This window comes from Tsukamurella sp. II2bb (genome assembly GCF_057815145.1).
Genome location: NZ_JBYPZI010000002.1, coordinates 1 through 20,156, shown reverse-complemented (window position 1 = coordinate 20,156; position 20,156 = coordinate 1). Strand labels below are relative to the sequence as shown.

The 20,156-nt window shown below is 69.7% G+C and carries 19 protein-coding genes; 4 read left to right on the top strand and 15 right to left on the bottom strand.

Annotated elements, in window-relative coordinates; genetic code table 11:
* Nucleotides 1-9 precede the first annotated feature (9 nt).
* The 9 genes from AC21LY_RS06075 to AC21LY_RS06035 all read right to left on the bottom strand — a co-directional run bounded on the left by AC21LY_RS06075 (nucleotide 10) and on the right by AC21LY_RS06035 (nucleotide 9,174).
* A complete protein-coding gene (locus AC21LY_RS06075; protein WP_489045454.1) occupies nucleotides 10-1,611 on the bottom strand; it encodes a serine/threonine-protein kinase in 1,602 nt (533 codons plus the stop codon).
* A gap of 8 nt (nucleotides 1,612-1,619) precedes the next feature.
* The gene (locus AC21LY_RS06070; RefSeq protein WP_489045969.1) at nucleotides 1,620-2,648 is read right to left on the bottom strand and encodes an NUDIX hydrolase; all 1,029 of its coding nucleotides are present in this window, start codon (nucleotides 2,646-2,648) and stop codon (nucleotides 1,620-1,622) included.
* Between the two features lie 90 nt (nucleotides 2,649-2,738).
* Nucleotides 2,739-3,893, bottom strand: a complete 1,155-nt coding sequence (locus AC21LY_RS06065) for a glycosyltransferase family 4 protein (RefSeq protein ID WP_489045453.1) — start codon at nucleotides 3,891-3,893, stop codon at nucleotides 2,739-2,741.
* Nucleotides 3,894-4,817: a phosphatidylinositol mannoside acyltransferase gene (locus AC21LY_RS06060; RefSeq protein WP_489045968.1), complete on the bottom strand. Its 924-nt coding sequence runs from the start codon at nucleotides 4,815-4,817 to the stop codon at nucleotides 3,894-3,896.
* A complete protein-coding gene (gene pgsA / locus AC21LY_RS06055) occupies nucleotides 4,817-5,476 on the bottom strand; it encodes a phosphatidylinositol phosphate synthase (protein WP_489045452.1) in 660 nt (219 codons plus the stop codon). Before pgsA ends, AC21LY_RS06060 begins: the two co-directional genes overlap by 1 nt.
* A 1-nt stretch (nucleotide 5,477) precedes the next feature.
* Complete coding sequence (locus AC21LY_RS06050) at nucleotides 5,478-6,041, bottom strand: HIT family protein (protein WP_489045451.1); 564 nt, start codon at nucleotides 6,039-6,041, stop codon at nucleotides 5,478-5,480.
* A 34-nt stretch (nucleotides 6,042-6,075) separates the two neighbouring features.
* Nucleotides 6,076-8,136 (bottom strand): threonine--tRNA ligase, encoded by a 2,061-nt coding sequence (gene thrS, locus AC21LY_RS06045; protein WP_489045450.1) that lies wholly within the window; start codon nucleotides 8,134-8,136, stop codon nucleotides 6,076-6,078.
* 88 nt (nucleotides 8,137-8,224) lie between these two features.
* The gene (locus AC21LY_RS06040) at nucleotides 8,225-8,749 is read right to left on the bottom strand and encodes a (2Fe-2S)-binding protein (RefSeq protein WP_489045449.1); all 525 of its coding nucleotides are present in this window, start codon (nucleotides 8,747-8,749) and stop codon (nucleotides 8,225-8,227) included.
* A 2-nt stretch (nucleotides 8,750-8,751) separates the two neighbouring features.
* Entirely contained in the window at nucleotides 8,752-9,174 is a 423-nt protein-coding gene (locus tag AC21LY_RS06035) for a TIGR02611 family protein (RefSeq protein WP_489045448.1), read from the bottom strand.
* A 423-nt stretch (nucleotides 9,175-9,597) separates the two neighbouring features.
* Between AC21LY_RS06035 and AC21LY_RS06030 the strand changes: the two genes are divergently transcribed.
* Together AC21LY_RS06030 and AC21LY_RS06025 are read left to right on the top strand one after the other, a co-directional pair.
* Entirely contained in the window at nucleotides 9,598-11,052 is a 1,455-nt protein-coding gene (locus tag AC21LY_RS06030; protein WP_489045447.1) for a hypothetical protein, read from the top strand.
* 65 nt (nucleotides 11,053-11,117) lie between these two features.
* Entirely contained in the window at nucleotides 11,118-11,459 is a 342-nt protein-coding gene (locus AC21LY_RS06025; protein ID WP_489045446.1) for a DUF1801 domain-containing protein, read from the top strand.
* A gap of 66 nt (nucleotides 11,460-11,525) precedes the next feature.
* Here the strand turns inward: AC21LY_RS06025 and AC21LY_RS06020 are convergent, their stop codons facing one another.
* The 3 genes from AC21LY_RS06020 to AC21LY_RS06010 are packed head-to-tail and all read right to left on the bottom strand — an operon-like array spanning nucleotide 11,526 to nucleotide 15,486.
* Nucleotides 11,526-11,963: a VOC family protein gene (locus AC21LY_RS06020; protein WP_489045445.1), complete on the bottom strand. Its 438-nt coding sequence runs from the start codon at nucleotides 11,961-11,963 to the stop codon at nucleotides 11,526-11,528.
* Between the two features lie 56 nt (nucleotides 11,964-12,019).
* Nucleotides 12,020-13,069 carry a Rieske 2Fe-2S domain-containing protein gene (locus tag AC21LY_RS06015; protein ID WP_489045444.1) on the bottom strand — a complete coding sequence of 350 codons (1,050 nt, stop codon included), beginning with the start codon at nucleotides 13,067-13,069 and terminating at the stop codon, nucleotides 12,020-12,022.
* The gene (locus AC21LY_RS06010) at nucleotides 13,066-15,486 is read right to left on the bottom strand and encodes a cytochrome P450/oxidoreductase (RefSeq protein WP_489045443.1); all 2,421 of its coding nucleotides are present in this window, start codon (nucleotides 15,484-15,486) and stop codon (nucleotides 13,066-13,068) included. The genes AC21LY_RS06015 and AC21LY_RS06010 overlap by 4 nt, the downstream gene beginning before the upstream one ends.
* A 295-nt stretch (nucleotides 15,487-15,781) precedes the next feature.
* Here AC21LY_RS06010 and AC21LY_RS06005 point away from each other — a divergent pair, with 295 nt between their 5' ends.
* Both AC21LY_RS06005 and AC21LY_RS06000 read left to right on the top strand, forming a co-directional pair.
* Complete coding sequence (locus AC21LY_RS06005; protein WP_489045967.1) at nucleotides 15,782-16,153, top strand: CoA-transferase; 372 nt, start codon at nucleotides 15,782-15,784, stop codon at nucleotides 16,151-16,153.
* Nucleotides 16,113-16,247, top strand: coding sequence for a hypothetical protein (locus tag AC21LY_RS06000; protein WP_489045442.1), 135 nt, complete (start codon nucleotides 16,113-16,115; stop codon nucleotides 16,245-16,247). The genes AC21LY_RS06005 and AC21LY_RS06000 overlap by 41 nt, the downstream gene beginning before the upstream one ends.
* Nucleotides 16,248-16,423: 176 nt before the next feature.
* Here the strand turns inward: AC21LY_RS06000 and AC21LY_RS05995 are convergent, their stop codons facing one another.
* The 3 genes from AC21LY_RS05995 to AC21LY_RS05985 form a co-directional block, all read right to left on the bottom strand.
* Nucleotides 16,424-16,753, bottom strand: a complete 330-nt coding sequence (locus AC21LY_RS05995) for a hypothetical protein (protein ID WP_489045441.1) — start codon at nucleotides 16,751-16,753, stop codon at nucleotides 16,424-16,426.
* Nucleotides 16,754-16,964: 211 nt separating this feature from the next.
* A complete protein-coding gene (locus tag AC21LY_RS05990) occupies nucleotides 16,965-17,615 on the bottom strand; it encodes a peptide deformylase (RefSeq protein ID WP_489045440.1) in 651 nt (216 codons plus the stop codon).
* A 955-nt stretch (nucleotides 17,616-18,570) separates the two neighbouring features.
* On the bottom strand, nucleotides 18,571-20,061 hold the full coding sequence (locus tag AC21LY_RS05985) for an aldehyde dehydrogenase family protein (RefSeq protein ID WP_489045439.1): 1,491 nt from the start codon (nucleotides 20,059-20,061) through the stop codon (nucleotides 18,571-18,573).
* Nucleotides 20,062-20,156 lie beyond the last annotated feature (95 nt).

The window sequence follows — 20,156 nt, the reverse complement described above, 5'->3', positions numbered from 1 at the left end:
CGGGGGGGCTCAGCGCAGCCAGACGGACCGGGCGGGCTCGGCGGCGACGGCGCGACCGTCGCCGCGGGAGATCACCAGCCCCGCGGCGCTGACGGTGTAGATCGTGTCGTCCTTGGTCTTGCCCTTGGCGTCCTGGTTGACCGCGCGGTACGTCCCGTCGCCCGACGAGGCAGCGGGCAGCGTCAGACCGCTGTTGTCCCCCGACGCCCGCGCACCGCGGTAGGTGAACGCACCGCCGGCGCTGCAGATCACCACCCGCGAGCCGGCGCCCGCGCCCGAGGTGAGCAGGGCGAACTCCAGCTGCTCGCCGCCCGCGCACCGGGCCGGACTACCGACGAAGCCGTAGGCGTCGGTGCCGGGCACCGTCGGGACCGGCCCAGCCGTCGTGGCGGGCACGGTGGTCGTGGCGGGCACGGTGGTCGACGGTGCCGTCGGCGCGACGGCCGAGGTCACCGGCGCGGTCGCGGTCACCGTCGACGGGGCGACCGGGTCCGCGCCGCGCCCGAAGGCCAGGTAGCCGACGGCCACGAGGGCGACGACGAGCACGGCGATCAGCGCCGCCAGCGCGATGACGCGCCCGTTCCCGCGCTGCGCGCTCCCCGCCGCAGCAGCCGGGTACGCACCGCCCGGATGCGTACCGAGCGGAGGCGTCGTGGGCGGGGGCGGGAAGTACGCGGGGATCGGCGTGGGCGGCGGCGTCGGCCGGATCACGGTGGGCTCCGCGGCCGGCGCCGGCGGCCGGTTCGGGGCGGTCGCGCCGACAGCCGGACGCGCCGGACCCGCCAGTGCCGCGCGGAAGGCGCGGGCGAACTCGGCGTTGTCGGGGAACCTGTCCTGGGGCTGCTTCGCCATCGCGCGGGCGAAGACCGGTCCCAGGCCGGCCGGCACCCCGGCGAGCCGCGCGGCCGGGTCCGGGACGGGCGCGCGCAGGTGCGCCATCATCACCGCGCTCGGCGAGCCCGGGCCGTAGGGCGGCGCACCGGTGAGCAGTTCGAAGGCGGTGCAGGCGAGCGAGTACTCGTCGGCGCGGTTGTCGAGAGGCTTGCCCTCGATCACCTCCGGCGCCAGGTACGCCATCGTCCCGACCGCGACGCCGGTGGCCGTCAACGAACTCGCGTCGTCACTGGCCTTCGCGATGCCGAAGTCGACGAGCTTCACCGCGGCCGGCCGGCCGGACCGCCCGGGCTCGATCAGGATGTTCCCCGGCTTGACGTCCCGGTGCGTGAGCCGCCGCTCGGCCCAGGCCCAGTCGAGGGCGCTGCCGACCTGTTCGACGATCTGCGCGACGGTCTCGGCCGGCAGCGGCCCGCGGGTGCGCAGGTACTGCGCGGCGTCCTCCCCCGCGACGTACTCCATCGCGAGCCACAGCCGCTCCTCGTACTCGCCCCGGTCGTAGATGGTGACGATGTTCGGGTGCCGCAACCCGGCCAGGATGTCGGCCTCGCGGAGGAAGCGCGCGGCGAAGTCCTGATCGCCGCCGAACTGCGGGCCCAGGAGCTTGAGCGCGTCCTGGCGCGGCAGCCGCGGATGATCCACGAGGAAGACCTCGCCCATCCCGCCCGCCCCGAGCCGGCGCACCACGCGGTACCCGGAGATCTCCTTCGGCGCCACAGCAGCTCCTATTCGACGGGGGCCGGCGCGCCCGGGGCCGCGCCGGAAGCGAGGGCGGTGCGCACGCCCGGGATCAGGTCGGCGAGCGCCGCCGGGTAGACGGGGTCCGTCAGCGCCCGGATCTCCTCCGGCGTGCACCAGCGCATCTCGTCCAGGGTGCGACGCTCCAGGTCGGTCCAGCCCGACGGTGCCGGATCGAACCGATCGCAGGCGACGGCGAAGAAGTACTCGACCGAGTCGATCACCTCACCGTCGAACGTGAAGACGGCCTCGCGGCGGTACAGGGGCCCGACGAGGTCCGCGGGCGCGATCGTCCGGCCCGTCTCCTCGCGCAGCTCCCGCGCGGCGGCGGCGCGCAGGTCCTCGCCCCGCTCGACTCCCCCGCCGATCGTGAACCACCAGTGCCCCGACGGGGTCGTACCGTCCGGTACCGGCTCGTGCCCACGGGCGAGGAGGACCGCACCGTCCGGATCGACGACGATGACGCGCGCCGACACCCGGCGCTCGTCGGTCACCGCGAGCAGCGCCGCGGGAAGCACCCCGCCCCGGTCGACGATGTCGAAGTACTGCGGCATCGGCGCCGTGCCGCCGAGGTGCAACCAGCGCACGAACCGCCGGCCGCGCAGCGCGCGCGTGTCGCGGACCGCGTCGTTGTGGAACCGGCGGGCCATCGTCACGCGGGTGTCGGCGTCGGCGATCTCCGCCACCAGTGACCGCGGCAGGGACTCGATGTCGATGGCGCCGATGGCCGCGGACAGCCGGTTCTCCCTCGGCATCCGGTCCTCGGGAGCCGCGTTCTCGGCCCGGTCGGCGGCGGCGCGCAGCGCCTGCCCCTGCTCGGGCGGCAGCGTCGCGGCGACCGCCCGGGCCACGGCGGAGCGTCGGGCGAGAGCCGCGTCGAGGGCGGCCAGCGAGAGGTCGACCCGCACGTGCAACCGGTCCAGACGGTGCGCCGTCTGGTACGCCAGCGCCGCGACGATCAGCACGGCCATCACGATCAGGCCGATGACGAGGACCGTCATCGCCGTGAGATTCAGCATGGCACGGCCCTCACCTCAGTCATGGGGCCCGCTCGTCTCGCGCCCGGCACCTCAGTCATGGGGCCCGCTCGTCTCGCGCCCGGCACCTCAGTCATGGGGCCCGCTCGCTTCGCTCCCGGCGCCCGGGATCGACACGACGACACCCGGCACGGCGACGGTCTCGTAGACACGGATCACCTGCTCGGCGACGACGGACCAGTCGTAGCGCCAGACCACCTCGGAGGCGTGCGTGACCAGCTCGGCGCGCCCGAAGTCGTCGTCGAGCAGCTCGACGATGGCGCGGCCGAGGGCGGCACCGTCGCCCACCGGGAAGAGGCGGCCGGCCTCGCCCCCGTCGAGCACGCGCTCGAAGGCGTTGAGATCGCTCGCGACCACGGCGGTGCCCGCGGCCATGGCCTCGACGAGCACGATGCCGAAGCTCTCTCCCCCCAGATTCGGCGCCACGTAGACGTCGGCGGAGCGCAGGGCGGCGGCCTTCTCCTCGTCGGTCACGGCGCCCATGAGCCGCAGGTGGCCCGCGTACGGGCCGGCCTCGCGCCGGAGCTTGTCCTCGTCCCCGCGGCCGATCACGAGCACCTCGACATCGGGCTGCGCCGCGACCACGGCGGGCAGCGCCTCGAGGAAGACGGCCATGCCCTTGCGCGGCTCGTCGTACCGGCCGAGGAAGAGCACCGTCTTACCGGGCCTCGGGTAGCCGGGCAGCGGGTCGGCGTCGGCGAAGGCCCGCACGTCCACGCCGTTGGGGATCTCGATGGCGTCGGAGCCGAGCGACTCCATCTGCCAGCGCCGGGCCAGCTCCGAGACGGCGATCTTGCCGCGGATCTTCTCGTGCGAGGGCCGCAGAACGCTCTGGAAGACCGACAGCACGAGCGACTTCTCCGTGGAGGTGTGGAAGGTCGCGACGATCGGCCCGTCGGCGATCGCCAGCGCGAGCATGCCCAGGCTGGGCGCGTTCGGCTCGTGCACGTGGAGCACGTCGAAGGCGCCCTTGCGGATCCACTTGCGCAGCCGCGCGAAGGCCTTGGGGCCGAAGGAGAGCCGGGAGACGGAACCGTTGTACGGGATCGCGACGGCCTTGCCGGAGGAGACGGCGAAGTCCGGGAGCGGCGTGTCCTTGGACGAGGGCGTGAGGACCGAGACCTCGTGGCCCCGCTCGATCAGCACGCGCGCGAGGTCGACGACGTGCGCCTGCACCCCGCCCGCCACGTCGAAGGAGTACGGGCAGATCATTCCGATCCGCATCTACACCCCGTCCACGGAATCGCGGGGAGTCCCGAGGATGCGGTCGCGCCGGGCCTGCGACCAGTCGGCCTCCCACAGCGGCTGGAGCATGTGCCAGTCGGCGGGGTGCTCGGCGATGTTCCGCTCGAAGGCGTGCGCGAGCTTCTGCGTCGCGTCCGCGATGCCACCGGAGACGTCGATCGGCGCCTCGGACTTGAAGCCCCAGGCGTCGCCCTCGAACCAGCAATGCACCGGCAGCAGCGGCGCGCCGGTGTCGATCGCCAGCTTGGCCGGCCCGGCGGGCATCCGCGTGCGCTCGCCGAAGAAGGTGACGGGGACGCCGTGCCGCGCGAGGTCGCGTTCGCCGAGCAGACAGATCGGGCGCCCCTCCCGCAGCCGCTGGGCGAGCGCCTGCATCGGCGGCTGCTCCCCGCCGGAGAGCGGGAAGATCTCGAAGCCGAGCGACTCGCGGTACGCCACGAACCGCCGGAACAGCGACTCGGGCCGCAGGCGCTCGGCGACGGTGGCGAAGCGCCCGTAGGTCTGGGCGAGCCACACCCCGGCCATGTCCCAGTTGCCGCTGTGCGGCAGCGCGAGCACGGCGCCGGTGCCGGCAGCCATGGCCTCGTGCACGCTGGGCACGTCCACGTACCGATCGAGCCGGGCACCGAGCTCGACGAGATCCATCGAGGGCAGCCGGAAGGACTCGCGCCAGTACCGCGCGTAGGACCGCGACGACGCCTCGATCAGGCTCTGCGGCACCGCATCCGGCGTGGTGCCCAGGACCCGGGCGAGGTTCTTGCGGAGCTGGGTGTTCTCCCCGCGCGCCCCGAGCCGCCCGCCGAGGTCGTCGATGAGGAACTTCGCGGCGAACTCCGGCATCCGCTTGGTGACGGCCCACCCGGTCCGGTAGGCGAGGTCGGCGACCTCTTCGCGGGGGTCGATCACGCCTGCTCCTCCTCGTGCCGCACGGCACCCTGCGGCAGCGGCAGGAGCTCGGTGGCGCCGGGCGAGCGGCGCACGCTCAAGGCCCGCTGCACGACGGTGACGATGCTGGTCACCGCCAGGAACCACATCGCGACGTGGATCGCCCACCACACGCCGAGGCCGGTGAATCCGGCTCCCACGAGCACGATGATCAGGCGTTCCGGGCGTTCGATCCAGCCACCGTCGCCCCGCAGGCCCGAGGCCTCCGCGCGGGCCTTCGCGTAGCTGATGACCTGCGAGGTGACCAGGCAGATCAGGGTGGCGACCAGCAGGTTGTAGCGATTGTCCGCGGTGAAGACGGCCCACCAGGCGAGCCCGGCGAAGACGGCCCCGTCGGCGACGCGATCGCAGGTGGCGTCGAGCCAGGCCCCGAACCGGGTGCCTCCCCCGCGCACGCGCGCCATGGCCCCGTCGAGCATGTCGAACATGACGAAGAACCAGATGATCATGGTTCCCCAGAAGAGCTCGTCCACGGGGAAGAGCCACAGCGCCGCGCCCACGGAGCACACGGTGCCGAAGACGGTCACCGCGTCGGGCGTCAATCCGGTCCTGATCAGCACCTTCGCGATCGGACGCGTGACCTTGGAGACCACCTCGCGGTTGAAGATCGACGACACGCTAGCGCTCCTCCTCCCAGGCCTTGGCCATCAGCGCCCGGGTCTGTCCGAGGAGCTGCGGCATCACCTTAGTGCCCGAGAGGACCGTGATGTAGTTCGCGTCGCCGGGCCAGCGCGGCACGATGTGCTGGTGCAGGTGCTCGGCGATCGACCCGCCGCCGGCGCGCCCCAGGTTGAAACCGACGTTGAAGGCCGCCGGCCGGGAGATGCGCTTGATCACCCGGATCGTCTTCTGGGTGAGCTTGATCAGCTCGACGGCCTCGTCGTCGGTGAGTTCCTCGAGGTCGGCCACCTGGCGGTACGGGACCACCATGCAGTGCCCCGGGTTGTAGGGGAACAGGTTGAGCACCACGTAGCAGTGCTCGCCGCGCGCCACGATGAGGCCGTCCTCGTCCGCCAGCTTCGGGATCTCGAGGAAGGCGGTGCTGCCCTCGGGAACGGGAGGGGTGTCGACGAGGTACCGCATCCGGTACGGCGTCCAGAGCCGCTCGATCGACTCGTCGCCGTCCCCGACGCCGAAGTCGGTGTGCGCACCCTGCGCGCAGCCCTCGGTGGCGTCCGTCATCGATCCCCTCCTCCCGTTCGTCCGTCGATCCCGCTCAAGCCGTCCCGACGGTGCTCTCCGCCGGGCCCAGCAGTTCGGCCGTCGGGGACTCGTTGCGCCGCGCGTGCACCCAGTCGACGATCCGCTGGACCGCGTCGTCGACGGGCACCTGGTTGACCTGCGTGCCGTCACGGAACCGGAAGCTCACGGCGCCCGCCTCCTGGTCGCGCTCGCCCGCGAGCAGCATGAACGGCACCTTCTGCGTGGTGTGGTTGCGGATCTTCTTCTGCATCCGGTCGTCGCTGTGGTCGACCTCGGCGCGGATCCCGTGCTTCCGCAGCGCGCGGATCACCGTCTCGAGGTGATCGCCGAACTGATCGGCGACGGGGATCCCGACCACCTGCTGCGGCGCCAGCCACGCGGGGAAGGCGCCCGCGTAGTGCTCGGTGAGCACGCCGAAGAAGCGCTCGATCGAGCCGAACAGGGCACGGTGGATCATCACCGGGCGCTGCTTGGTGCCGTCGGGCGCGGTGTACTCGAGCTCGAACCGCTCGGGCAGGTTGAAGTCGAGCTGGATGGTGGACATCTGCCACGTGCGGCCGAGCGCGTCCTTGGCCTGCACGGAGATCTTCGGGCCGTAGAAGGCGGCGCCGCCCGGATCCGGGACGAGGGTCAGGCCCGAGGCCTCGGCGACGGCGCGGAGCGTCTCCGTGGCCTCTTCCCACACCTCGTCGGAGCCCACGTACTTCTGCGGATCCTTGGTGGACAGTTCGAGGTAGAAGTCATCGAGACCGTAGTCCCCCAGGAGCGACAGCACGAACTGCAGCGTCGTGGTCAGCTCCTCGTGCATCTGCTCCTTGGTGCAGTAGATGTGCGCGTCGTCCTGCGTCATGCCCCGCACGCGGGTCAGGCCGTGGATCACCCCGGACTTCTCGTACCGGTAGACGGAGCCGAACTCGAAGAGCCGCAACGGGAGCTCGCGATACGAGCGACCGCGCGCATCGAAGATCAGGTTGTGCATCGGGCAGTTCATCGGCTTGACGTAGTAGTCCTGGCCGGGCTTGGTGACGTTGCCCTCGTCGTCGTACTCGGCGTCGAGGTGCATCGCCGGGAACATGCCGTCCTTGTACCAGTCGAGGTGGCCGGAGACCTCGTACAGCGTGCTCTTGGTCAGGTGCGGGGTGTTGACGAAGTCGTACCCGGCCTCGATGTGCCGCTGGCGCGAGTACTCCTCGAGCTCCTTGCGGATGATGCCGCCCTTGGGATGGAAGACCGGCAGGCCCGAGCCCAGCTCGTCGGGGAAGCTGAACAGATCGAGCTCGGCGCCGAGCTTGCGGTGGTCGCGCTTCTCGGCCTCGGCGAGCAGCTCGAGGTACTCGTCCATCGCCTCCTGCGACTCCCAGGCGGTGCCGTAGACGCGCTGCAGATCGGCATTGTTCTGGTCGCCGCGCCAGTACGCGGCGGAGCTGCGGGTCAGCTTGACCGCCGGGATGTACTTGGTGGTGGGCACGTGCGGGCCGCGGCACAGGTCGCCCCAGATCCGTTCGCCGGTGCGGGGATTGAGGTTGTCGTAGGCGGTCAGCTCGGCGCCGCCGACCTCCATCACCTCGCTGTCCTCCGCCGCGCCCTTGTCGTCGATCAGCTCGAGCTTGTAGGGCTCGCCCGCCAGCTCGGCGCGGGCCTCGTCCTTCGACCCGTAGACGCGACGGCTGAATCGCTGCCCCGCCTTGATGATCTGCTTCATCTTCTTCTCGAGGGTCTTCAGATCCTCGGGGGTGAAAGGCTCGGCGACGTCGAAGTCGTAGTAGAAGCCGTCCTTGATGGGCGGGCCGATGCCGAGCTTGGCGCCCGGGAAACCGTCCTGCACCGCCTGCGCGAGCACGTGCGCCGCCGAGTGGCGGATGACGCTGCGCCCGTCCTCCGTGTTCGCCGCGACGGCCTCGACCTCGGTGTCCGTCTCCGGAGTCCAGCTCAGGTCCTTGAGCGCGCCGTCGGCGGTCTTGACGACGACGACGGCCTCCGGCCCCTTGTTGGGCAGGTCCAGGTCGCGCATGGCGGCCCCGGCGGCGATACCGGCGGGGACGACGAAGGTGGTGCTCACACTGCTCCTAGTCATGTAGCGGGCGGCATACCTGGCCGCACGCGGTTGTCAGTACGTCCGATCCTATCGGTCGCCACTGCCGCGCCGCCCTCCGAGGCGACGCTCACGCGAGCCGGGCGCGCCGCTCCTGCGGGGTCTGCCGCGGGCAGCTCAGGCACTTCGTCATCCCGGGGCACAGATAGAGCAGGCAGCAGGAGCCCCGTCGGACGACGGTGCCCCGCCCGCGCACCTCCTCGAACCGCGCGGGCGGGGCGTCCGGACCGCAGGCCAGAAGAGCGGCGCGCGCACTGCCGGGCGGGTCCGGCGTGGCGAGCGCCGCCGCGGCGATCGAATCGGTGGCGATCGCCCACAGGGCGCGCTCGGACGCCCCGGAGGCCGCGGCCACGTCCGGGATGAGGCGACGGAAGGTCCGTGCCAGGGCTCCGTCGGCGTCGCCCGACGGTGCCGGCTCCCCCACCTCCGGCCAGCCGCCGGGCCCGGACCGGACGCCGTCGGCGCCGTCGAGACCCTGGACCGCGAGCCGCGCCAGCGCCCCGGAGAGGGCGTACCAGTAGAGGACTCCCGCGACGCGCAGGTCCGGCGCGCCGGTTCCGCGGCGCAGGGCGGCGACGGCCTCGCGCGTCGTCACGGTCAGCCGAAGACAGGGCTGGCGAGCCAGGGCCAGTCGATACCGAACCAGCCCGCGATCATGCTCGCCGCACCCAACAGCCACACGGTGGCGAGGACGATCGCGCAGGTGCCGATCGCGAACAGCGCTTTGACGACGAGGTTCTGCCCCGCGAGCCAGTCCGCGAACCGGTCGTAGCGCGCGCGGGCGTAGTGCAGAAGCCTGTGCGCCCAATCGAATTCGGTGGCGAGGATCCCCAGGCCCGCGAAGACGATGAGCCACCCCGGTCCCGGATACGGGATCGCGATGATGCCGCAGACGAGGACGACCCCGCCGACGATGCCCACGGCGATCCGCCAGGCGAGGGCACCGTGCCGCGTCGACCTGATGCGCTCGCGCCACGCACGCGGGCCGGTGTGCGGACGCTCCGTCTGCTGATCGGACATGGCTACACGGTACCGACGCGGACGCCGCGCCGGGCGCCTCCCGTGCACCCGCACCGCTCCGTCGGGATCGCACAGTGCACATGGACGTTTCCTAAGGGTTGCGATCGCCATTGTTATGCCCGCTCCCGTCGTGCGCGGACGGCCATTGTCGAGGACCTGTCGATCGCAAATATGTGGAACCGGTTCTCTTATCCTGCTTGGGATTTCGGTACTGCACAGTAGCTTTCTCACGGTTCGGAGATTCCTTTCAAAAGCATTTGAAATCGGCCGCGATGCTGCTAACTTCAGAACTCCCAGGAGATACACAGGCGGCGCTTCGAAAACACTCTGCGAGCGCTTGCCTCGGCGTCTCCCGGGTCCCATCCCCTTGATCGGCGCGCCCACAGGCCGGCGCGCCGTACCTTCATGAACCGGAGGCCCTCCATGTCCGCTACGTCCCCCAAGCATGCCCGGAAGACGGTGCGCCGCAGCGCCGTTGCGGCCACCGCTGTCGCCGCGGCTGCTGCCATGACGGTCGCCACCCCGGCCGCCGCCAACGCCGCTCCCACCGGCAACCCGCAGATCGACTCGTTCCTCGCCTCGGCACCTCTCCTGCCCGGCGGACTCACCTCCGCCGGAATCCTCGCGATCTCGCCCCAGATCGACCGGGGCGTGAGTCTCTACAACCAGATCCCGGTGCTGAGCGGCCTGATCCCCGTCACCAACGCGGCGGGCGCCGTCATCGCGATTCCCGGCGTCCCGCAGGTGACCCTCCCCAACGGGACGAAGGTCGGGGCGTACCCCTACGCACCCACCTGGGCGGGCGTCGGAGTCGACAACGTCTTCTCCGTGGGTGCACCGCTCGGACTCGGCGGACTGACGAACGTCACCTACGGCATCGTCGGCAGCAACGGGGCGGGCAACGGCAGCATCGGCGGCTCCGTGACCTCGCTGAACGGCCCGCTCGGCAGCGCCCTGGGCCTGTCCACCTCGCTGAGCGCCACCACCGCCAACGGCCTGACCACCTGGACCCCGACGCTCGGCCTCACCGCCACGGCGCCCCTCGGCCTCGGCGGCGCGTCGGCGACGATCGTCCCGGTCAAGGTCACCTACGGCCCGAACACGTTCATCGTGGGCCTCCCGGCCATCAACCTGGGCCTGACCACACCGCTGGGCGGCGGGACCCTCGGCCTGAACCTGGGCGGCATCGGCTTCCAGAACGGCCAGCTCGTCCTCGTCCTGCCGAGCCTCACCGGCAGCATCACGACTCCGCTCGGCAGCGCCGGAGTCGGCGTGACGCCGGGCACGATCACCGTCGGCACCGGCGGCCTCACCGTCGACGCACCGGACCTCGTCGCCAATGTGAACCTGCTGAACAACACCGTCAAGGCCGATGTCGCCGTCGACGGCGGCAGCGCGGCGATCACCCCGGCCGGCGCCGCCGTGACCGGCCCGGCGGTGGCCGGCAGCGTCACGACCCCGATCGGCGGCGGAGCCGTCACGGCCTCCACCGGCAGCGCCTCCGCCGGCGCGAACGGCGTCACCGTGACCGGTCCGGCGGCCGCCGGCGCGGTCGACACTCCCGTGGGCGGCGGCAGCGCGGCCGTCACGACCGGCAACGCCACCGTCGGCAGCAACGGCAACGTCTCGGTGACCGGCCCGACGGCCGCGGCCGAGGTCCACACCCCGGTCGGCGCTGCCGGCGGGCATGTGGAGACCGGCAGCGTCTCGGCCAACCCGGGCGCGGGCACGGGCTCCGTGACCGGCCCGTCGGGCGGCGTCGAGGTGAGCACCCCGGCCACCGGCTCGCACGGCGTCGAGGCCGACACCGGTGCGGCGACCGTCAGCACCGGCGGCGGTGTGAACGTCACCGACACCCCCTCGGTGGACGTGCACTGACACTGACGATCCGTACGGCGGCCGGGGCCTTCGCGCCCCGGCCGCCGTCGGCGTACCGTTCGACCATGAGTAACGATTGGCGGGAGAGCACCGTCGAGAAGATCCGTGGCCTGATCCTCGAGGCCGAGCCCGACACCGTCGAAGAGGCCAAGTGGCGCAAGCCGTCCAACCCCGACGGGGTGCCCACGTTCTCCCTCGGCGGGCTGCTGTGCACCGTGGAGACCTACAAGGACAAGGTGAAGGTGACCTTCGCCAAGGGCGCCTCGGTCGACGACCCGGCCGGCCTGTTCAATGCGAGCCTCGACGCCGGCACCCGGCGCGCCATCGACCTGCGCGAGTCCGACGAGCTCGACGGTGCCGCCTTCCGTGACCTGATCCACCGCGCCGCCGCGGTGAACCGGGCCTGATCGGATTCTCCGCCGGCGAGCGTCCCGCGGCCGGGCTCGCCGAGCTCGACGCGCTCGGCTGAGCCGTCAGCGCTTCCCGAGTTCCTCCGCGAGCATGACGATGATGCCGCTCGGGCCGCGAACGTAGGTGAGCCGGTAGATGTCCTCGTAGACGCCGACGCCGCGGAGCGGATGACAGCCGTGCTCGGCCGCGATCGCGAGGGCCTCGTCCAGATCGTCCACCGAGAAGGCGACGCGATGCATACCGATCTCGTTCGGCAGCGTCGGCTCCGTCTCGATGGCCTCGGGGTGGATGTACTCGAAGAGTTCGAGACGACCTTGGCCGTCGGGTGTTTCGAGCATGGCGATCTTCGCGTGATTGCCGTCCAGCCCGACCGCCGTGTCCGTCCACTCACCACTGACGGTCTGCCGCCCGATCACCGTGAGCCCCAGGTCCGTGAAGAACGCGATCGTCGCCTCCAGGTCCCGGACCGCGATCGCGACGTTCTCGAGTTTGATGTGCATGCCATGGACGCTACCGAGCCGGAGAGGCATCTCGGTCAGGGTTCTCGTTGCTCGGCCTAGATTCCCCGCTCGTCCTCCACCATCGCCGTCAGGATCCGACGCGCGCGGACGGCGGCCCGGTCCGCCTTGACGTTGACGTACCGCCGTGGGACCGGGTCTTCGTCGAGGCACCGCTGCATGGTCTCGAGGACGGCGACGTCCCGGTCGGCCATCGTGTGGAAGACCTCGATCAACTGCTCGCCGACGTCGGGTGAGACCGAGGGGCCCCGCCACGAGATCTGCAGAAAGACATGGGTGACTCCGGAGGACCGGGGTGTGAAACCGTGCGTCCGCACGAGCTCCAGCTCCGGACCGCTCGCGCCGATGATGGTGTAGGTCTGCTTGTGCAGGCCCGGCGTCACGAACGTGCCCGTCTCCGTCCGGCCGAACGCGCCGGACGCGGTGGCATCGTCGAGCCCGGTGACGGCGGCCTCCCACGGAGCCAGCGGCGCGTCGGGCAGTTCTCGACGGTACGAGACCGAGAGCTCGGAGACCTCGACGTCCTCCAGCGGCGGCAGCGCCTCGATGCCGGGCGGCACCATCTCCGGGTGCATCGCGAAGACATTGGAGAGGTCGAGGTAGTGCTCGTGCAGCAGCTGCAGGCCGGCGGCCACCTCGCGCCGTTCCCCGACGCTCGCCCAGCCGTCACCGTGCAACCAGGGCGTCGCCGGCGGTGGCCGCAACCGCTCGCCGCCGGGTGTCCCCGCCCAGATCCAGACGAAGGGTCCGCGCTCGACGACCGGGAAGGCCCGCACGCGCGCGGACGAGGGCGGGTGGTCCTGAGACGGCACGCTCACCCAGCGTCCGGTCGCGTCGTAGGTGCAGCCGTGGTAGCCGCACACGATGAAGTCGTCCTCCCGGTGTCCCGCCGACAACGGGTAGGGCCGATGCGCGCAGCGGTCCTCCAGCGCGGCGATCGTGCCGTCCGACAGACGGAACAGCACGACCGGTGTGTCGAGGACGCGCCGCGCAGTGAATCCGTATCCGACCTCGGCAACGGTGGCGACGACGTACCAGCAGTCCCTCGGATAGTCGGCGACGGGATGGTTCCGGGCGGTGTCGTTCATACGTCCAACACCAGCTTCTTCGACAGGGAGCGGGAAACGCAGAGCATGATCGTCTCGCCACGTTCCCTTTCCTCCTTGGACAGGATCGAGTCGCGGTGCTCGGGCGTGCCCTCGAGCACGTCGGCCTCACAGGTGCCGCAGATGCCTTCCATGCAGGATCCGAGCACGTCGACGCCGGCCTTCTCGACCGCGTCGAAGATCGTGGTGCCTGCCGGAACGGAGACGGTCACTCCCGAGCGGGAGCACACGACCTCGAACGAGTCGAGCGCATCCTCGGACGCCGCGATCTCCTTGGCCGCGAAGCGCTCGATGTGCAGGCTGCCGTCGGGCCACGGCGCGCACGCCTCCTCCACGGCGTCGAGGAAAGCGCCTGGGCCGCAACAGTAGATCACCGTGTCCGGCGTGGGCGTTCCGAGCGTCGCCGCCAGATCGATCCGACCGTTCTCACTGCTCGGCCAGATCGTGACCCGCTCGTCGTCCTCGAATCGGTCCAGGAAGGCCATCGACTCGCGGGAGCGGCCGCAGTAGAGCAGGCTCCACGCGCCGCCTCGTGCCTCGGCGGCCTCGATCATCGGGAGGATCGGAGTGATCCCGATGCCGCCGGCGACGAATCGATAGTTCGCGGAGGCCACCAGGGGGAAATGATTGCGCGGACCCCGCACGCGGACGGTCGCGCCCTCCGTCAGCTTCTCGTGGACGTACGCCGAGCCGCCGCGGCTGTCCGGGTCGCGGAGGACGCCGATCTTCCACGACGACTCGTCCGCGGCGCTGCCGCACAGCGAGTACTGCCGCGTCAGCGACGGCCCCAGAAGGAGGTCGATGTGGGCGCCGGCGGTCCACGCCGGCAGCGGTGCACCCGCCGGGTCGCTGAGCGTGAGCTCGACGACACCGTCCGCCACCTCGCGCCGGCCCGTGATCCGAGCGTCGACCTCCGTCTCGGTGGTGGTGGTCGCTTCGCGGGAGCGACGAATCGGTGGACGAGCGGGAGTCCGTGCCGCGGCGGGCCGCAGAGGCCGTTGGTCGCGGGGGCGGGGCTTCTGCCCGATCGGCGTCAGCGTGACCATCATCTTCGTGTAGCCCCGGACGAAGTTCGACTGGAGGTACTCCGGCTCCTCCACCACTTCGATGTCCTCGAACCGTGCGAGCAACTCCTCCCAGAGGATCCGCAGCTGTAGTTCCGCGACGCGACTGCCCATGCAGCGGTGCACACCGATGCCGAACGAGAGATGGTGACGGGCGTTGTGCCGGTCGATGATGAAGTCGTCCGGATTCTCAAAGGTGCGCTCGTCCCGGTTCGCCGAGGCGTACCACATGACGACCTTGTCGCCCTTGCGGATGAACTGACCGTTCAGGACGGTGTCCTTCTTGGCGATCCGCCGCATGTAGGCCAGCGGCGTCTGCCAGCGGATGTTCTCGTGGACGAACTTCGGGATCAGGCTGTGATCGGCTTTGAGACGGTCGAACTGATCCGGGAACAGGTTGAGTGCGTACACGCCGCCCGACATCGAGTTGCGGGTGGTGTCGTTGCCGCCCACGACAAGCAGGATCAGATTTCCGAGGAACTCCATCGGCCTGTTGATCAGATCCTTGGTGTCCTCGGACATCTGCATCAGGGTGATCAGGTCGTATCCCGGCTTCTCCCCCGCCTTGAGGCGCGCCGCCTTGTCGTGCCACAGGGCGCTGAAGCTCTTCGCCATCTCGGCGACGCCCTCGTACATCTCGTCCATGTCGACATCGCCGCCGGTGGCCGCGGCGCTGGCGCCCGCCAACTCGGTCCAGTGCACGAGCTTGCGCCGTTCCTCGTAGGGGAAGTCCAGCAGGGTGGCGAGCATGCGGGACGTCAGCTCGATGCTGACCCTGTCCACCCAATCGAACGGTTCGCCGACCGGCAGGTCGTCGAGGACCTCCTGAACGCGCGACCGGATCAGTCCCTGCATCTCCTCGAGGTTCTGCGGCGCTACGACCCCCTGAACCGCTGCGCGCTGCTCGTCATGGCGTGGCGGGTCCATCGCGATGAACATCTCGATGTCCAGGCCTTCCGGCGGTACGCCGATGATGATCTGCGGCTCGGCCGAGTAGGTCTCGAAGTCGCGGTCCACGGTGACGATGTCGTCGTACCGCGTGACCGACCAGTACGGCCCGAACGCGCTCGACGCCCGGTAGTGCACCGGCGCCTCGTTCCGCAGGCGCTCGAAGTAGGGGCGCCACTGGCCCTGCCGCCACATGAACGGGTTGCTCATGTCGATCTCGGTCAGCGTCACCGAGTCGACGTCGGGGATCTCCTCCTCGACGAAGTCCGGCTGCCGGTCACCCAGAGCCAGCTTCTTGGCCTTCTGGAAGAGGTGCAGGCCCTGGACCTGCCGTTCCATCGGGATGGTCGCCTGGGCCTTGTTGATGACCCGATCGAGAAAGCTCACGGTCCAACCGCCTTGCGGACGAAGATGTGTGGACCTCACCAAACTATGCCCGCCCGTCACGTCGCGCGGCCGAATCGCATGTTCTCGATCAGCCACCGGGCGGCGCGTGGAGCCTCACCCGCATCTCCATCCTCCGCGGTCGCTACCAGGTGGTGCACACCGCGCAAACTCGTCAGCAGCTCAAACCCCGTGATCGTCTGCGGTGCGATGACCACGCCGTTGGTGCGATTGAGAAGGAGCTTGACCCGGCGGGAAGGCTAATCATCGTTGAGCGGATCACTGCTGGTAGGCCGGTATACGAGCAGCTTCGCATCGTCGGGCAACGAGTGCCACAGGCGCAGGTTCTCCTAGTGTACGGTGCCATCGGCGAGGGAAGGCGCTCGCCGAACGGATCCGCACCGCCGGCGCGGGGATCGGCGGCTACGACTGCCCCACCACCGTCGGCGCGCCCCTCGCGGCCGGCAAGGAGACCCGCGAGCTGGACGGGAGCACCTACGACCTGGAACTCCCGATCCGGGCCGACCTTGCGCTCATCACCGCGCACCGGGCCGACCGCGCGGGGAACCTCGTGTACCGCAAGACCACCCGGAACTTCGCCCCCCGCGATGGCCACGGCGGCCGAACTGGTGGCAGTCCAGGTGGACGAGATCGTGGGGGAAGTGGGTGACCTGGACTCCGAGAACGTGATCACCCCGAGCATCTACCCGGACCGGATCGTCGCGATACCTGCAAGCCGCCTGGCCTTGGCGGGTGCCCGGTGACCGTCGCGGTCGCGCTGCCCGCGGCCGACCTGGTGCGGCACGCGCAGCCGATGACTAAGGCGGACATGGCCGCCCGGGTAGCCGCGGACATCCCGCCGGCTCCTTCATGAACCTGGGGATCGGCCAGCCCACGACGGTGGCGAACATTATAGCCCGGCTCGATGCTCGGATCCTCGTCAATGCGGTTTCGCGACCACGACGGTCGCGCGCCGCGCCGTCGTGAGCAGCCAACCAATCAGCAATGCGATGATGACAATGTCCAGCAGCGGGTGGAATACGCTGAATGCGTTGCGCTGCACCGCGAAGAACCGGACCACACCGCTCGTTCCGCCGACCAGAGTCGCCACAATGGCCAGAAACGACGCGCGCCGGGTCGGCCGCGCAAGGAGCGACCCGCCCAAAGCAGCATAAGGGACAGCGAAGGCGGCGGACGCGATTACCGTCTGGGTGACGTGGAGAACCCAAAGTTGACTGAAATGGGTCGTGGCTGTAACCAACAACAACACACCTGCGACCTGTGCGCGAAGAGCAGCTGAACTGCGTGGACCGTTCAACGTAAACACCCCCTTTGATCGGTCATCTTCTATCGAACGCATGCTATCCGATGGAGCGGGGCCCGGTTGTCCGGACACCGATCTGTAGCTATGCCCCAGAAGAGCGGATCCCACGGGAGGATGCTCGCACGCGAGTTTACCGCACGGCGCGGCAGGTCGCTGTCTAGACGCTGAAGTTCAGCGCGTGTTGCGCCGGCAGTAGCGAAGCTACGTTCCAGTAGTGGGAATAGTTGACGTTGGTCGTCAGGGACTCGGTGATCGCCTTGTCGATGTACAAGTGTCCGTCGAGATGGTCGCATTCGTGCTGGACAATTCGTGCTGACCAGCCGAAAAGTCGTCGCTTTACTTGTTGCCCCCTTGGAGTGGTGTAGGTGAATTCGACTGCCTGGTGGCGGCCGACCACGGCTTGGAATCCGGGCACGCTCAGGCAGCCTTCGTAAAAGTATGCCTTCGTCGGTGTCAGTGGTCTCCACACAGGGTTGATCGCGACGAGGTCTTCGAGTGGTTCGATTTGCCGAGCGTGGCGGATATCAGCGGGGAACCTCTCGAGGGCACTGTTGCCGAGCACTGCGATGCGTAGGCCAAGCCCCACCTGCGGGCCTGCTAGTCCCACCCCCGGGGCCGCGTGCATGGTCGCCAGCATGAGCCGGCCGAGCTCGACGAGGTCTCGGCTATGACCATGTGGTGGAATTGTCCTACTGCGGTGGCGCAGGCACGGCTCGCCGGCGGTTAAGACAGCTGAGGCCGGGGGCAACTGTTGAAGGCGGCGATGGCCCTTCCGAGCGCGACTGCAGGTTCGATCGCCGAGTCCCACTGTGGTAGAGCGTCGTCGGTCGCGTGCGCCAGGTTTACCGAACTGCCGAACATACCCACGCCGGCACCTAGCATGAGATCGCGTCGACGGATACCACGCATGAGATCTTCTCCCCTCGGGTTCGGCTGCTGTTGGCTCGGGTTTGCAAGGTGAGGTGTCTTTCGTCGTATGCCTCTTCTGCGTGGGCAATGACGTTGTTCGTCTCTAGCCCTAATGAGGTCGCTGTGCGTCATTCCACACGTCCGTGTGCCGCGTCTGACCGGGCGCGGGCCGACCTCCGCGGTGAGGCTCGTTCGTTCGAGGCGAGGCGATTCGGCTAGATGCCGAACCGGTCCACTCGTGATATCGACACCCATAGCGCGTCCGCCCCAGTCCGGTCCCAGTGTCGGCGGCGCTCCTCATCGAGTGCGGCGTCTCCGAGGCGGGACTGCACTTCAGCTCAGGTCATCCCCAGTGCCTGGATGTGGCTGAGCGCGCCCAGAATCCGCGGGATCAGTGCGGCGATCTCACTGCGAACGATTCATAGTGGTGGCGGGGCACCTCTAGCTGGCCGGATGGCCATCTGAGCATCACGTGGGTATGGATCGACTCGCACGTCACGACCAGGTCGTCGAAGACATCGCGCACCAGGTCGGTCGGGAGCGTCCGCGCTTGGGCCTGCGTGATCGCTTGGGTGACCACCGTGTGCGCTTGGTATTCATCGCGAACCGGCTGTCCCTCGCCGGCCCACGCGCGGGCCCACGCCCAGATCTGCAAGCTACGACGCCATACGAGCAGAAGACTCGTCTAGCACGGCGTAGGTGTATTCCCCGCTGTCATGCTTGAGCGCCAACGAATCCGGGTGTGCGGCCGTCGTAGTGGCCAATGCCTGGGCAAGATTTGACACATGTATCCCCTTCACGAAATCTCGAGAACTGAAAACGATCTGCACGGCTCGGTGCATGGGTAGTGGGAACTAGCTGTCGATAGTGCCGGTGCGGCCGTGCACCGCCGTCACCATCTGCGCCAACGTCGCTTCCTGCGCCGGCGTGCGGGCGAAGCTCGTGAGGTTCAGCAGCGGGTTGAACCGCTTGCGTGCGATGGCCTTGGCGTAGGTGAACTCGCGCAGGCCGTCGGCGCCGTGGATACGGCCGAAGCCCGACTCGCCGACGCCGCCGAACGGCAGGTTCGGCACCCCGGCGAAGGTGATGATGCCGTTCACCGCCGCCATGCCCGAGCGGATCTTGTCGGCCAGCTCCATGCCGCGGGCCTTGGAGAAGACCGTCGCGGCGAGGCCGTACTTCGTGGCGTTCGCGAGCTCGACCGCCTCGTCCATGGTGTCCACCTTGGCGACGGTGACCGTCGGGCCGAAGGTCTCCTCGGTGACCGCGACCGAGTCCTCGGGGACGTCGACGAGCACCGTCGGCTGGACCCAGCGCTCGCCGACGGCGTCCGCGCCGCCGACGAGGGCGCGGCCGCCGCGGGCCAGGGCGTCCTCGATGTGCGCCTTGATGATCGGCAGCTGGCTCGGCATGGTGATCGGGCCGATCTTGGAGTCGACCGCGTCGTTGGCGGTGACCTCGCGGGCCTTGGCGACCAGCTTCTCCAGGAACGGGTCGTAGACGTCCTTGTGCACGTAGACGCGTTCGACGCCGACGCAGGTCTGCCCGGCGTTGGCGAAGGCGCCCCACGCGGCGGCGTCGGCGGCGGCGTCGAGGTCGGCGTCGCGGTCGACGAGGAAGGCGTCCTTGCCGCCGGCCTCGATCACGACCGGGGTGAGAGTCTCGGCGCACGCGGCCATGACCTTCTTGCCGGTGGCGGTGGAGCCGGTGAAGGCCACCTTGTTCACGCCCGAGGTGCACAGGGCGTGGCCGGTCTCGCCGAGGCCGGTGACGGTCTGCAGCACCGGGCGGCCTACGGCCTCCTCGAAGGTGCGGGCCAGCCACACTCCGACGCCGGGCGTGTACTCGGAGGGCTTGAAGACGACGGCGTTGCCCGCGGCGAGGGCGTAGGCGATCGAGCCCATCGGGGTGAAGACGGGGTAGTTCCACGGACCGATCACGCCGACCACGCCCAGCGGGTGGTAGCGCACCGACGCCGACTGGTTCGCCATGACCAGGCCCGAGCCGACCCGACGCGGCCCGAGCACCTTCTTCGCGTGCGACGCCGCGTAGGAGAGGTGGTCGATGCCGAGCGCGGCCTCGAGCAGGGCGTCGCCGTGCGGCTTGCCGGTCTCGTCGTGGACGATCTGCGCCAGCTGGTTGATCCGGCGGGTGATCACGCCCTTCCAGGTGTTCAGGGCCTTCTTGCGGCCCTCGAAGCCGATCTCCTGCCACCAGTCGGCCTGCTCCCGGGCCCGGGCCACGACGGCGTGCACGTGGTCGGCGGAGTGGATCGGGTAGGACTCGACGACGTCGCCGGTCCGCGGGTTGAGAGAGTCGAAGGTCTTGGTGTTCGCTGCGGTCATGCTGACTTCCTGATCTCGTCGGCCGCCTTCTCGGCGATCATGATGGTGGGGGCGTTCGTGTTGCCGCGGGTGATCATCGGCATCACCGAGGCGTC